Raw genomic sequence first — 14,250 nt, forward strand, 5'->3', positions numbered from 1 at the left:
GGATCTATTAAGAATTACTGCCCGGGGGGTGCCATTTGCGACTTGTGTCTATGCACTTAGTGATGCAGGCCTTTTGTGTTCTGTTTGCGTAAAACAGTGAGGAAGGTAGAACTTGCAACTTTACAGTTGAGTTTACAGAAGGGGAAACATCGAGGCTGCTCGCCAAAATTGGCGGACAGCTCTCCTGAGTTTGATTCATGACTTTCCCCCGATTCTGGTGAAAAGGGTTGAGCCCTGGGACAACTCAAGGAAGAGAACGCTCTTGAAAGGAGGTGATATCAATGAACAAGTAACGAGCATTACCAGAAGACATAAGAACATAAACGATAATTTGCACATTCCTCAAATCTGGGGAACGAGCAATACGTAAGAAGGTGAAAGTATTTAGACTTTACGCCAAAAATGGCGAAAACCCCTTCTGATTTTCTGATCAACAGCTTTTCCCCATTTATGGGGAGAACTGCATTCCAAAACGGAAAGCAGCTTGAAAGGAGGTGATAACAATGGTCGAGAAGCGAGGATTACCTGAAGACATAACCGTGCTGATGCGGCAGCTAGTCATGAACGGCCACATACGTATGGCTGGCACTGTTCTGTACACGTACTTTATCAGGTGCTGGAAACTGGATGATGAACATGCAGCGTACTACATGCGGCGTTACTTTGAAAAGTATTTCGCTTCGCAGTTGCAGAGATACCTACACAAGCTTAACAAAGTATGATCTATTTTAAGTGTGAAAGGAGTCATCCATGCGTCACTCATCATCAGGCTCGGGTCGGATAGAGAGTCCACTTTGTCTTGATTCGCCTGAAAGCCGTCAGTACATGCGACTACTCGTTCAAGTTGTTCTGCATCAAATGAAGATAAACCAAACAAAAAAAGGTGGCCCACAAATGGAGCACACCAAGTAATACGTCTAAGAACAGCTTAACAAAAATATAGTTCGCTCACAAGCAGGAGAGGCCACCACGGTCTCTTCTATTGGCATTTTAACAATACGGAGGTTAATGACATGCAATCATATCAAATGAACAACCTGAAAGCCCTACTGGCAAATACGCTCTGCGAAAAGTCAGAGGGATACGTGATGGAGCAGTTGTTCAACCGCTATACTACTTTGCCTGAACTATTGGATGTGGACGAACATGAGCTGCTAACCATTAAAGGGATTGGCAAGTCTAAGGCCCGCCAGATCATATCTGTCCTGCAACTGGCACGTATCTTGAATGCACCAACTCAAGAGGTATACACCATACGCTCTCCTAAAGATGCAGCAGACCTCATGATGCCGGAGCTCGCCCACTTGCAACGAGAGCACTTTGTACTGCTCTTTCTGAATACAAAGAACAGAGTGATTGGTAAAGAGACAATTGCTATCGGATCACTGGATTCAGCTATTGTCCATCCACGCGAGGTCTATAAAGCCGCTGTTAAAAGAAGCTCTGCTGCAATCATAGCCATTCACAACCATCCCTCAGGAGACCCAACTCCATCACAGGAGGATATCGCTCTTACCGAACGTCTGGTGAACGCAGGAGAGATTATGGGAGTGCAGCTTTTGGATCATCTAATTATCGCTAATGAAAACTACTGCTCAATGAAAGAGCGTGGCCTGATGTAACTCCTTCACTGTTATGTTCGAGCCGCCCTTGATACGGAGCCTCTGTCGCCACGATACACGGCGATAAGGCGATGCTATGAACCAGCATCACCAAGGCATCAGCCTATCATGGCGACCCCTCCGTATAAAGGGCTTTAGCGTTAAGTACCTACTCTTCAGCACCCAGATGTGATGTAAGTGTCTTTACAACATCAATCACTATTTGTTTTTGCTTGGGAGCAAGCTTGTTAGTAAGATATTTGAATTGGTTGATGTAGATGTCACTTTCTTCGCTAATCTCTTCATAGAGCAAGGAGTCGATAGTTACATTAAGAACAGAGGCCAAACTGATCAGTGTTTCTACAGAGAGCTTCCGGTCGCCGCGTTCAATGTGTCCAAGATAAGACTCGGAAATGCCAACAAGCTCCGAAAGTTTCTCCTGAGTCAATCCGATTCTGTTGCGTTCAGTCCGAATCTTTAATCCTAATTCGATATAGTTCATGATTCATCCCCTCTACTCAAACAGTAGAGGAATAGTGCAATTATATTAATTGACTACAAGACTTATATAGAACTACTATTAGAATTATTGCACAAAAACTGGGAGGGATTATTATGAAAAAAGTTGTTGGTTGGATCACTCTACTGCTTGGAGCTTGGGCGGGAGTCGCAGCAATTATGGTTACAAAATCAGATCAATATAAGGAAGAAGCCTATTTTGAAGGTATGTACGGAAATCAAGTACACTCTGAAGTGATCATGGCATTTGTTGCTGCTGTTATTTTGATTGTTACTGGCTTGCTTCTTTTATTATCTGCGTATGGGAGTTTAACAAGCGAAGGGAAATCGGGAGAGTCAGAAGTAGTAAGAGTATCTCTTCCAGAGTTATTAGTGGCCTTCTTTACAGATATATCCAGAGGCAAGGCTCTTGAAATGCTTGAGACAAAAATAAAAATGCTGATGCTTAACAAAGCAACCATTATTACAGACCTTCGAAGATTAAAAGTGATTAACGAACAGAAGTATTATGTTTTTGAGATAACCTCTTCATCTCATGATAAAACACACATTACGAATGTCTATGTTAGCGTGGACGGAAAAACCTTTCTAATGTTAGATAAACAAAAGGAGAGCGTTCCGTTTTCGGACAAACTACTAGCAGATTATAGTGCTGACGCGAAGAATCTGGCGATAGATCCAAGAGCCGATATAGATGGTTTGATTTGAACAGAGTTCAATATGACAGGACTCATTAAGGAGAATGACTATTATGAGTAGAAGGCACATCGTAATTATGATCGTCAGTGTTGTTCTAGGGGCTTTTATTGGTGGACTTATCGGTACACGGAATAGCGACCAGAAGCAAGTAGCTATTTCTGTTATGTCTCAGATCGCTGAGAACACCGGATCTGCTAAGTACAAAGCCGCGACTGAAATTGGCCGTCAAGAGATGCAAAACGATAAAATGACTGGTTATGGTATAGGCGGTATTATCGGTGGCGTGGTCGGAATGATATTCATTGTTCTGAGTCGAAAGCAATGATAGCAGTTCAAGAAAAGGAGGGTGAACTTGAACGGATTCTTAAAGAGTTACGTAGTAATAGGCACTGTTCTATATATTGGCATCTGTATTGCGATGCTGGCGTTTGGCGGTCTATACTTCTTTGCTGAGCTGGTAATGATAGGGATTGGGTATATGCTGCATAAGAAGCGTGCTCATTTGAAAGCTTCAGGATTCTGGACAAACTGGATTTGCGGCACAACAGTTGGCCTTATTGCAGGAGCTTTCCTGGGGCCTGGAGTTATTGTTGCCGCACCGCTTGTCCGATTTGGTTTTGTGTATTGGTTCTGATATCTGAGATAAGCCCTTGACTGAGTTTTTGAGTTGAGGGCTTTTTTACTGTGTGCATGAACGTGTTGAAGACGTAATAATAAATCAGCAGAGGAAATTCAGCTTCTGATTACATAGATACTTTATAGGAGAGGAGGAAATCAAATGTGGACTAAAAACTTATCCGATGACTTAACTGTGGAGGAACTACGGGAAATTCGGAAGGCCCTTTACTTCTATTCCAGTAACAAACCGGAAATTAGTAAGGATGAAGAAAGACACTACTGCATTCTTGCTCAAAGAGTACTCTACGATTAAGCCAGCATAATAAGAGTGAAGAGCCGCGGTCCTATGGATTGCGGTTTTTTGCTGTACGTAACTGCAAGCTCAGCAATGAAGCATGAAGAATAATGTTAGACATGCTACTGCCGGATAATGTTCTCTATGCGATACTTGATATAGAGGTAAGTAGTCCAGTTTGAAAAGAGGATCGCTAGATGGAGAATAATTTAGCAAGCGGAATTATGGAGAATACTTTCTTCGTAAGAATAGACAACAAGGATCACTTTGAAGAGATCAGCAACTTGTATGGCATTGTTCCAGCTATTAAATCTCGAATCGACGGGCAATCAAATACATATGCGGTCTTTATGACAACAAGTCCATTAGACGATGCCAGAATGAGCTATGCTGTCCAAGGGTGTCTAAAGAAGTTGTTTGAGCATTCTGGGAAGAATTTGTCGCAGTTTAAAAAAGAATTGAAGCTTGAGTACGATGCCCTGAACGATCTGAGAGCAGGTATTGCTATATCTTCAGCCACCGAAGACAGATTGGATATTGCGTATTTATTAGAAGTTACATGCTTTCATATCAATAACGAGGCAAAGAATAACAATGGGGCGGTCGCAGTAAGAGGATTCTTAAAAGCTATTAACATACAAGAGATCGATTCCCACCCGTTTATAGAGATTACGAAACGATCTATGAACCCGCAGGAAGAAATCACGAATTCGTCCGACCCGCTAATATATATAATAGACACCGGATATGAATTCGTAAAAATCTATTTTGCTATTAATAGCCATGGTATGGTGAGGCAGCTTAATGGAGAACGAATATTTCCTGAAAAGACGGTAAACAATGCAACTGACCCTTCGTGGGACGAAAGGGAGATTAATTCCTTAATAGCCGATCCGTCTGCTTGTCAGTTACTGGCTGATCTCTGCTCTGGAAACAGACGCCTTAGTATGTACGAAATAAACGGGATAGCCAAGTCACTTTGCAATGTCCAAGGTGCTCAAACGATCTTAAAGGAAAGAATGGAGCTTTCAGGTGATTACGAATCAATACAATTAACGCTCATGGGGAGATTAATGAGTCGGTACAGAAGGATGGGTTATGACCAAAACGAATTAGCTTGCAAGTCTTTCTGTGGCCTAGTAGTTGAGTGTAGACAAAACAATGAGATCAAGTTTGGTCATATCACTGACTTACTGCGTCAGCCCTCCAATAAAATTATAACACTTAGAAACAGGCGAATTGGTAATCAGAGCATCACAGCAATTCGTGAGCAAATGCAAGAACAGTTCAATACTGATCTGAATTCCGATGATGTTGGTATCACAGTGTATAAGAGTTTTGTTGGAGCTGGGAAGACAAGCTTGTATCTTGCACATATACCTGATTTTATTGCCGAAGATAAAACAGTGTTAATCGCCTTTCCGACCCATGTTGCTAAAAATGATGTGTTTGGGCGGTTATCACAGTTTCTTGATGCAGAATCAATTGAAGACAAATTAATAAACGTACCGCAGGTGCCTAATATTGAGCATGAGTTTGATGCATTGATTAAAAGCTATTACGCCAACGGGGAATACAAACGTGCACGAAGACTCATGGAAGATCGCTTAAACGAAATTATTGGGGCAAGCAACGGAGAGCTTAACGATGAGAGGCAACAATTGGAAAGATATCTTCAAGTAACAGATAGCTTACGTGATCAAGACTATACTCAGGGAAAGATCGTGTTTACGACTCACGACAGGTTGTTCAGTCTCGGTCATATAGAACCTGATGTGGTCATTGTTGATGAAGATATTGTATTTGCTATGTTAAAGCAACATCAGGTAGAACGAGAGGAAATTATTAGATTGAAAGGTCTGATTGAAGGTAATATGCAATCACGGTATAAGCAGCGAGTTATTCAAAGAATAGATACTATTCTTCGAGCATCTAAAAATCAGCTGGGTAGTCTGGAACGTTTTGAACCTCAAAGTGAAAAGAAAGAAGTATTGAAGATAATAAATGATTCGCAGGTTGGTTCAATTAGCAGCAGGACTGTTGACCACTTATTTATTGCTTCGGAGTATGTGAATACGCTATGGATACGTGAAAACAGAGCTACCATCCCTGTTATCAACTTTGTAAGCAAACGAGAGCTTCCGGCATTCGCTTGCAAAGTGTTTGTAATGTCAGCCACGGCTGATCAAGAAATATATGAGCAACTCTTCAGAGCAGATAAGGTGAGGTTTCTTGAGTTTGATCTTCCACGTTTAAGAGCCCGCATATCCATGATACATGATTACTCATTCTCCAGAACCAGTATAGAGAATATGGAGGAAAGGGAACAGCTATGGGAGAAAACAGCCTTTGTGCGATTTATTCGTGATTACAGGCTTAATCCCATATCGCGATCACTTGAACAAAGATATCAACCAAAGCAGCCGTTAATAGTTACGTTTAGCGAATACGAAGAATTCTTCAATACTCAGGGGTTTGATACTACGCTCCACTACGGGAGTGTAACGAGTGTGAATGAGCATGAAGGAAAGAATGTTGCTGTATTTGGCACACCCAACATTCCTTCATTTGCTTATGCTCTTTATGTTAATGCCCTTTATCCAAATGATAAATTGGAATCCGTACCCGAATATTCTAGACAATTGGTTTCTAATAGTGGATACAGATTTTATTTTCGGACAGCTGACCACGAAAAGTTCCGTAAAATACACATGTGGATGATTGAAAGTGAAATGATTCAGGCGTTAGGGAGAGTCCGGCCAATTGATAACGAATGTATTATACGTATATACTCCAACTATCCGCCGGGTTGCTTGGATATTACATTTTTGAATAACAAGTAGTATAAAGGCTGGATGCTAATAGAAGCATGCCAGCCTTCCTTTTCTCTAAATGGTAAGCTCCTCATGAAGTATCTGAACAATGTTCTCCCGCAGATTGGGAAGGTGATGAATCTTCCATCCCCTTGGTATTGTTATTGGATTAATTCCCAACTCTCGAAGTAACTTCACATATCGGCTGAAGGTTACGCTGCTGCCTTGAATGAATCCTGATTGCTCTAAAACAACTCCATCTATAAACTGCTTCCTGGCACCATCTACGCTTCTTACCTGTGCAATTAGCTCCAGCGTTTGTCTTGCTGCTTCTTTGGTCCTCTCTTGAATATTTGCTTGCCGAATAATCTTCCTAGCTTCATAAAGGCTGTAGAAGTCACCCGCTCCAATGCTTTTATCGTAATAGCCCAGGAGTAACTCTTCTGCTATAGGAGCATGCAAGAAGTTGTACACGCCTTTGTTGTAAAAGCTGTATCGCTGTTTAAGGTAGTTCGTCTTCCGGGACTCACATTGTACTTCTATACGTAGTAGATGATGGGCTTCCTCAAGATGCTGTTCATTAATCCGTGTATCTGATTTTAAAATTCGTTTGCGAAGTTCATCTTCTTTATCGTAGAAGTTCAAAGTAACCGAACCGGACTTAGCATATGCACTTCCGTCTAGCTTGTTCTTGGCTTGGAAAAAGCGGTTCGGAACTTTGGAACGTTGGAATAGGCGGATATAGTCGCTGACATGCTCTGTACGGATATCGACGCAGTAATCTATCCGTTTACACGTCCAATCGTTAAAATGCGGTAGATGATCGCTCAGAGGGCCAAGAAGATGACGAAGTTGAATAGCAAACATGTCCGGTATCTTGCTGATTTCGGAAGCGGAGGTAGAATGAATGACCCTATCTGGACAGAGCAGCACTTGTGGATTCAATCTGATCTCTAGGCCTCGGTATTTCATTTTGGGAGAACGAGCATATATCAGTGTGATCTCCCTGAATCCAGCTTGAGAGAAGTAGGGATAAGAATGGCGACCTGGAGTAGTAGGTAATCTAAGAACTGAAGCGACATCTTCATACAGTGTATTGATTAAGGGGGTGGTTAATAGCAAGGTGTGGAGCATGGTGGTCAACTCACTTTCAAGGTAGTATGGTTTCGGTAAAACCTCTGGATGCTTTAACCCCTTGCGTAGCAAGGAATACAAGAGGAAATCGTACAGGAAACATATCGTGATTGTGTAGATGTTGTTTGTTCTCCATTACGAGTTGATCCACATTATATACAACATTTTAGAAGTGTCTATTTTGTGAATTTTGTTTTTATGCTCCAATACCTTCCCGTTAATGAATCAAGTTCAGCTATTAAAATACCAGCATAGCTCATGCTGATTATATAGATACTACGAGGTGCTGCGAAGGGAGATTCAGTCTTTAAAAAATTGAAATAAGATAGAGTGTAAGAAAGACAAGCTGAGTCAAGGGATTACCCCTTGGCTCTTTTTTGCGTTCTGGAGGTATCTGCGTAACACCACATCGTCATAGGAGGCCAATTAACCATGAATATAGTTACTTATCTGAGAGTGTCCAGTGAGCAACAGGCCAATAAAGAGCTGTCCATTCCAGCACAGAGAGAAGCATTATTCAAATATGCAGAGGAAAAAGGTTGGACTGTTGTAGAGGAATACATTGACGAAGCCAAATCGGCTAAAACCGATGCCCGTCCAGAGTTCCAGAGGATGATTGCCGCTGCCCAGAAAAGCGATAAGGGCTTCCAGATGATCTTAGTGCATAAGTTTGACCGTTTTAGCCGAAGTCGTGCAGATCATGTCATTTACAAGGCGTTGTTGAAGAAACAAGGCGTTATCGTAACTTCCGCATCAGAGCCGACAGAGCCAGATACGCCGCATGGTGTTTTATTGGAAGGGATGCTGGAGGTTATCAGCGAGTTTTATAACGTCAATCTCAGACATGAGACGCTTAAAGGCATGAGAGAGAATGCAGTACAGGGATATCATTGCGGAGGTCGTGCTCCGTTTGGCTATCGCCGGAAGCGTGAAGGCGTTAAAGTCACTTATTGCCTGGGACCAAATGAAGAGGTTGGAATTGTTCGGACTATTTTTGAGTTGGCTGCTGAAGGTTGGGGAGGAAAACGCATTATGCGTGAACTCAATCGTATGGGTGCTGGTGGGAGACGATGGACACCCTCCACTGTTCTTTCCATTCTTAGCAACCAAGCTTATCGCGGTTATCGCATATGGAATAAGAAATGCATCGTTGAAGGCACCAGAAATGCTGAGGTTGAATGGATCGTTGTAAAAGAAGCTCATCCCGCAATCATAGATGATAAGCTCTGGAATGCTGCTCAGTCGGTTTTGGAGCTTCGTAGGCCAACAAAGTTCAAATGAGAAATACCCAATCGAAAGCTTTCCCCAAGCAGGTATGCCGCATTGACGGTGTACCTGCTTTTTTTGTGTCCAAATAATCCACACAAAGGAGATTGAATGTAATGAAAGTAGTCGTATATGCACGAGTATCTTCGGAACGTCAAGCAGAGAAGGAACTATCAATCCCAGCCCAACTCAAAGCTATGCAGCAATATTGCCAAGGCAAGGGGTGGACTATTGTTAATGAATTCATTGAAAAAGGCAAGTCAGCCAAGACAGATGATCGTCCAGAGTTTCAGCGAATGATTGCAATGGCGAAACGTACAAATCGTTCTTTTGAGGCTATTCTAGTCCATAAGTTTGATCGATTTTCACGTAATCGTGACGATCATGTGCTTTACAAGGCTCTGCTGAAGCAATACGGGGTTAAGGTAATCTCTATTGTTGAACAGACAGAAGCTGATTCTCCGCAAGATATGCTGCTTGAGGGGATGCTAGAAGTGATCTCGGAGTTCTTCAATGCTAATCTGGCCGTAGAAGTCCGTAAAGGCATGGCTCAGAACGCGAAGCAAGGTTACAACAACGGTGGTACGCCTCCATATGCTTACCGTACTGAACATATCGCACTCGGTAACCAAAAGACGAAAGCAGTATGGGTACTTGGACCACGGGAAGAGATTGATACAGTCCGCTTTATATTCAATCAGTATGCCTATGAAGAGATGGGCTACAAGCGAATAGCCTCGCTCCTGAATGAGAGTAATGTTCCAACGCAAAAAGGCGGGAAATGGTCGGCCAGTACTATTCAAGCCATTATCCATAATGAATCGTACCTAGGCCGTAGAATATGGAACAAGCAGGACTATCAAACTAAAGGGAAGAAGTGGCGGGATCGCTCTGAATGGATCATTACGGAGAATGCACATGCGGCCATTATTAATGAAGAATTATTTAAGCTCTGTCAGCAGCGTTCCGAGAAGAGGCATAATGGGGGCGGCGTGACTCATAATCCATATCAAATCAAGCCAGCTTCACCATTTTGGCTCAGAGGTATTTTTACATGTGATAAGTGTGGGTCAAGAATGGTTGGCAACTCAACATCAACCACAAAGAAGTACGGGGGCCAGAAATATTATGTCTGCGGTGGCTACATGCGGAAGGGCAAAGAGTTCTGCCCCTATGTAAGCTGGAGGAAAGATCGTATTGAACAGATCGTCGTCAACAAGCTTCGTAGTGCGTTACTGCGGCTTACATTCGACAATCAATTGGAGGAAGAGATTCGAAAGTGTCATGATGAAGCCAATCGTCACCAGATCGTATCCGCAGCAAACATGGAGGCCGAGATTAATTTCTTGGAGAAACGGATTGAACAGATGCAGCAGGAAGTACAATCTGGCAGCGGTAAGGCGTATTACGCAGAGATGATTGCCGAAATGTCTTCAGAATTGACGGAGAAGCGAAGAGAGCATGCCGATCACCAATTAGCCAATCAAGCCTTTAATGTATCGCAGGAGAGCTTACAGACGCTTCAGCAAGACATTAAGACGATGATTGCTTTGTTGGATGAGGAAACACCGAGTCCGCAGTTGATGAATGAGTGGGTGAAGAAGTTTGTTTCGAATGTGACGGTGCACAGGGAGATGGGAAAGCTTCATATGACAGTGCAGTTTATAAATGTGGATGAGACTTTATTTGAGAAGAACATAGTTGCAGAAATCTAATAAAGTCCTGTATGAAGCGGCCGACAAAATGCTTTGACAGTCAATTCATGGTATGGGAATATTGGTATATCTCATTCCAATATATTGAAGGAGTTGTTGCAATTGTCGGCCGAGCTTCGTATCAGCATTCAAGGCGAGAATCCGCCCATCTGGCCGACTTGTGAACAAAGCGGAACATATTTTTGCTTATTACGAGAATGTATATGGAGAGCAGTGGGAGCAGCGGTATATGAAGGTATTCTTCGAATCTCAGGCCTTGATATTGACTGGGAAGAAATCCTGCTTAATGCTGAGCAAGCTGTAGCATAAAATAATCGAATTGTTGATCAGATCGTTGCGAGTAAACTGGGTTCAAACTAAGGGATCCCTGAAAGTGTTAGTAAATCCTATTTTGAGACGGTTACCGCTCGTCAACGTGAATATATAGGAAGAATTCCTTTAGCAAATCAATCTTGTGCTTGGACAGGGTGAGATGTTGTGGTGGGCAGGGGTTCTTGATGCTGTTATACCACAGTTTAAGTTGGTGAGTCAGACATAAATTAGCAAACATAGAGGGCGAGTAGAATAAGATAATTGAATGGGGGAGATTATTTTGAATGAGTCTGTACGAGAAAGAAAACTATTGGACGATCTAGCCAATGGGAAAAACGTTGCTATTAATGGTAAGAATCACAGAATAGAAGATGAATTTTCAAGAAAACTCCTGCAGCATATAAGAACTCTCTCTGAGAAAATAATAGAACCTCCAATTGGACAAGACAAAGCTTTAGAGCTAATTAATTTTTCGCAAAAAATAATTGAATCCCAAGAAGTCTTAGATTTACCTGAACATTCAGGTGAAGCCATAGATTCCCCACATAGAACGTTACGACTAAAGAAATTATCTGCGTATAATTTCAGAGGTCTTCAAAACTATAATAGCATTATTTTTACATATGATTTCAAGTCACAGCCTTATTTATTAACTGGGGTAAACGGAGCAGGAAAGACCTCTGTTTTGAATGCAATTGTCTGGTGTTTGACAGGGCATCTACTATGGGATAGAACAATGCCGAGTGTTCCTCAAAGAGTAGATATAAAAATCACAGATGATTCAAATACTGCTAAGACTGTCAAAAATAATTGGCCCATACAAGTTTCAATACCCGCATTGGAGTCGATTGGCACAGCAAAACCATATTGTTGGGTAGAGTTGGAACTTACTGATGGCGAAGAAGATCTCCCAGTAGTAGTTAGAAGAGAATACAGTACAAATAAAGAGTCGGTCACAGGTATGGATTCACTGGACTATTTAAGCATAGAACTTGCTCTCTTAATGCCTGGTAGAGTTAATCATATTCAATTAAATAATGATACACAAATTGGAAATCTTTTTTTTCAAATAAGCGGACTGAATGCACTGAATAAGTATGGCGTTTTTACAAGTAATAATGGGATGGGGAGATCTCTCACAACACAGATAAATAGATTACAGCAAGAATCCCAAAATCTAAAACAACAGTTAACTGATGAAACAAGAATCTTCAATGAGAATCTACCACTTGATATGAAGGAGGCTTATGAACAAGTTGCTGTAACTGAGGATAATCCAATTAACAGGGCAGTTAGTAGAATTGATTGGCTAAAAGATAATGAGGTTTTACGTCTCAATCAATTATCAGATCTCTTTAATATCTCAGAAGAACTACCAGATCAACAATTAATTAATTTAGGCAAAGAAATTTTAGTTGCCCATGAAAATTTAAAAACAACAGTCCCCTCAAAGTGGGGGGAAGTTCAGTCATTATTTAGGGCTATAGAAGATTGGGGAGAAGAGGCGGAATCAGCTTGGAGTAATACACAAGATATCGTCAAACAAAACTTACAACTATCTATCGACTGGTATTTGAAACTAAAGCAAACTGAGAATCTTAGATTGAAAATTGTAGCGGCACAACTTATAAAAGAGGATGATTTTAATTTATGCCCATTGTGTGAGCAAAAACTGGATCACAATCATTCGTTGAGAACGGAACTGGCCGAACTAAAGCAAACTGATGGATTAGCTTTGAAAAGCGTCGGTGAGATTTTAAATTCTTTAAATATCCAATTGGACAGATCATTTCCTGATTCTTTTAAACGCATTAAGGCCAGCACAATTAAAGAAGTTATTACTAATAGTTATGAGAGTAACATTGGTCGATTTTTAAAAGGGAAGTTAGAATCGGTTAGGGATATAGGCTATAAGTCAGTCAATGATTTATTAGTGTTTGAGGAGCCATTATTGGATTCTCAGACTGGATTCTCAAGTCTTAAGTTCGCATTGATTGATGATCCAGCCGTCATAGAACAATTTGAGGCATTTGAGAAGAAATTTGATGAGTATAATAAAAAGATTTTGTTGATTTCATGGGCTTCCCAACATCTAAAGCAGTTGACTGATGATATGGAATTTGCATTAGGTTATAAGAGTATGGTAAAGACAAGTATGTTGGGTAAGCTTACAATGGCAAATAATATAGCGATTTCAGCTAAGCCAGTTCAAACTTGCGTAGACCAACTTCAAAAAGTCTTAGATTTATTTCAACAAAAAAAAGAAGTCGATACTAAACTCAATGTAGCTACAAGGACTAAGACTGCCTGTGTGGATTTGGCCAGGCTTACTACTATATCTAATGAACTATTACTTGAGGATCTAAAGAGAGTAGAAACTGAGTTGTATGAAACATATAAAAAACTGTATGGAGGAGAAGACTTAATCCTGAAGAAAATAATCCCAACAAGTAGTGGGCGGAATTTCTCTCTTTCCTTCTGGGTTGGATTCAAAGATATGTTAGTTGAAGCAGGTGGGATTCTTAATGCTTCAAGGATACGTGCATTGCTTTGGTCTTATGTATTTTCTTTAGCAAAGGTAGGAACGACAAATTCCAGCGGGGATTGGTTAGATTTTATGGTCATTGATGAACCATTAACATCTTTAGATCAAGAACATCAACGAAATTTTGCACAACTAATCTTTAACGCTGATGATCAAAAACAGGTCATCGTAGCCTCACACGACCTAAGATGGCCGCGAGAATTACAAAATATTTCTCAAAGTCATTCTATAGCTGCCAACTTTATCAATTGCTATGGAATCTCCTCACAAAGAGAGTCAGTAAGATTATCGGATTGGACAGGACAATTGGAAGTGAAGTGGAATAGATGGATGGATGACAGTACGGATATTGAATTAGGACGAGACTATGTTGCGGCTGCTAGGGAGTGGTGTGAAGACGAGCTCAAAGATATTTTGATTTGGGCTAGTTCTCCATCATTAGCAAGGGATACTTTAGGTCCTCTTATAAAGAAACTTGAGAAGGCTTATTCTGATGACCAGCACTACGGAATTATACAGGTTGTTCAACTGACTGAAGCCCTCAAGTTAATAGAAGCAGACTTACAGAATAGCCATCATGGCTGTTCCGAAAGAAAAAATATATTTAAAAACCAGATTCAGCAAGTAAATAAAATAATGTCAGGGAAAGTTATTGATAACATGGCCATTATCCGTAGTACACTCCAACATCGTCTAAGTATAATATCTATTACATGATTATATACATGGAGAG

Annotated in this window: 12 protein-coding genes; 10 read left to right on the plus strand and 2 right to left on the minus strand. The window is 41.1% G+C overall.

The window, feature by feature from the left end:
* The first annotated feature begins 503 nt into the window (after positions 1-503).
* Positions 504-722, plus strand: a complete 219-nt coding sequence (locus JRJ22_RS00955) for a hypothetical protein (protein ID WP_206102744.1) — start codon at positions 504-506, stop codon at positions 720-722.
* Positions 723-1,013: 291 nt separating this feature from the next.
* Positions 1,014-1,622, plus strand: a complete 609-nt coding sequence (radC, locus tag JRJ22_RS00960; protein ID WP_206102745.1) for a RadC family protein — start codon at positions 1,014-1,016, stop codon at positions 1,620-1,622.
* Between the two features lie 148 nt (positions 1,623-1,770).
* Here radC and JRJ22_RS00965 read toward each other — a convergent pair whose 3' ends face one another.
* A complete protein-coding gene (locus tag JRJ22_RS00965; protein WP_206102746.1) occupies positions 1,771-2,103 on the minus strand; it encodes a helix-turn-helix domain-containing protein in 333 nt (110 codons plus the stop codon).
* 113 nt (positions 2,104-2,216) lie between these two features.
* On the opposite strand from JRJ22_RS00965, the gene JRJ22_RS00970 reads away from it, so the two are divergent.
* The 4 genes from JRJ22_RS00970 (at position 2,217) to JRJ22_RS00985 (ending at position 6,575) form a co-directional block, all read left to right on the plus strand.
* Entirely contained in the window at positions 2,217-2,828 is a 612-nt protein-coding gene (locus tag JRJ22_RS00970) for a hypothetical protein (RefSeq protein ID WP_206102747.1), read from the plus strand.
* A 67-nt stretch (positions 2,829-2,895) separates the two neighbouring features.
* Positions 2,896-3,144, plus strand: a complete 249-nt coding sequence (locus tag JRJ22_RS00975) for a hypothetical protein (protein ID WP_206102748.1) — start codon at positions 2,896-2,898, stop codon at positions 3,142-3,144.
* A gap of 27 nt (positions 3,145-3,171) precedes the next feature.
* On the plus strand, positions 3,172-3,453 hold the full coding sequence (locus tag JRJ22_RS00980; RefSeq protein WP_206102749.1) for a hypothetical protein: 282 nt from the start codon (positions 3,172-3,174) through the stop codon (positions 3,451-3,453).
* A gap of 476 nt (positions 3,454-3,929) precedes the next feature.
* The gene (locus JRJ22_RS00985; RefSeq protein ID WP_206102750.1) at positions 3,930-6,575 is read left to right on the plus strand and encodes an ATP-binding protein; all 2,646 of its coding nucleotides are present in this window, start codon (positions 3,930-3,932) and stop codon (positions 6,573-6,575) included.
* Between the two features lie 45 nt (positions 6,576-6,620).
* Here the strand turns inward: JRJ22_RS00985 and JRJ22_RS00990 are convergent, their stop codons facing one another.
* Complete coding sequence (locus tag JRJ22_RS00990) at positions 6,621-7,688, minus strand: hypothetical protein (protein ID WP_206102751.1); 1,068 nt, start codon at positions 7,686-7,688, stop codon at positions 6,621-6,623.
* 423 nt (positions 7,689-8,111) lie between these two features.
* Between JRJ22_RS00990 and JRJ22_RS00995 the strand changes: the two genes are divergently transcribed.
* The 4 genes from JRJ22_RS00995 to JRJ22_RS01010 all read left to right on the plus strand — a co-directional run bounded on the left by JRJ22_RS00995 (position 8,112) and on the right by JRJ22_RS01010 (position 14,234).
* Positions 8,112-8,960 (plus strand): recombinase family protein, encoded by an 849-nt coding sequence (locus JRJ22_RS00995; protein ID WP_206102752.1) that lies wholly within the window; start codon positions 8,112-8,114, stop codon positions 8,958-8,960.
* A gap of 101 nt (positions 8,961-9,061) precedes the next feature.
* Complete coding sequence (locus JRJ22_RS01000; protein WP_206102753.1) at positions 9,062-10,660, plus strand: recombinase family protein; 1,599 nt, start codon at positions 9,062-9,064, stop codon at positions 10,658-10,660.
* 160 nt (positions 10,661-10,820) lie between these two features.
* Positions 10,821-10,964 carry a hypothetical protein gene (locus tag JRJ22_RS01005; protein WP_206102754.1) on the plus strand — a complete coding sequence of 48 codons (144 nt, stop codon included), beginning with the start codon at positions 10,821-10,823 and terminating at the stop codon, positions 10,962-10,964.
* 288 nt (positions 10,965-11,252) lie between these two features.
* The gene (locus JRJ22_RS01010; protein WP_206102755.1) at positions 11,253-14,234 is read left to right on the plus strand and encodes an AAA family ATPase; all 2,982 of its coding nucleotides are present in this window, start codon (positions 11,253-11,255) and stop codon (positions 14,232-14,234) included.
* The last annotated feature ends 16 nt before the right edge of the window (positions 14,235-14,250 follow it).

It is taken from the genome of Paenibacillus tianjinensis (genome assembly GCF_017086365.1).
GTDB classification, from domain to species: Bacteria; Bacillota; Bacilli; order Paenibacillales; family Paenibacillaceae; genus Paenibacillus_AQ; species Paenibacillus_AQ tianjinensis.

What these genes read in the sequence shown, in the direction of transcription:
- JRJ22_RS00975 (WP_206102748.1), top strand. Translation starts at nt 2,896, where the DNA reads ATGATCGTCAGTGTTGTTCTAGGGGCTTTTATTGGTGGACTTATCGGT.
- radC (WP_206102745.1), top strand. Translation starts at nt 1,014, where the DNA reads ATGCAATCATATCAAATGAACAACCTGAAAGCCCTACTGGCAAATACG.
- JRJ22_RS00955 (WP_206102744.1), top strand. Translation starts at nt 504, where the DNA reads ATGGTCGAGAAGCGAGGATTACCTGAAGACATAACCGTGCTGATGCGG.
- JRJ22_RS00985 (WP_206102750.1), top strand. Translation starts at nt 3,930, where the DNA reads ATGGAGAATAATTTAGCAAGCGGAATTATGGAGAATACTTTCTTCGTA.
- JRJ22_RS00995 (WP_206102752.1), top strand. Translation starts at nt 8,112, where the DNA reads ATGAATATAGTTACTTATCTGAGAGTGTCCAGTGAGCAACAGGCCAAT.
- JRJ22_RS01000 (WP_206102753.1), top strand. Translation starts at nt 9,062, where the DNA reads ATGAAAGTAGTCGTATATGCACGAGTATCTTCGGAACGTCAAGCAGAG.
- JRJ22_RS00965 (WP_206102746.1), bottom strand. Translation starts at nt 2,103, where the DNA reads ATGAACTATATCGAATTAGGATTAAAGATTCGGACTGAACGCAACAGA.
- JRJ22_RS00970 (WP_206102747.1), top strand. Translation starts at nt 2,217, where the DNA reads ATGAAAAAAGTTGTTGGTTGGATCACTCTACTGCTTGGAGCTTGGGCG.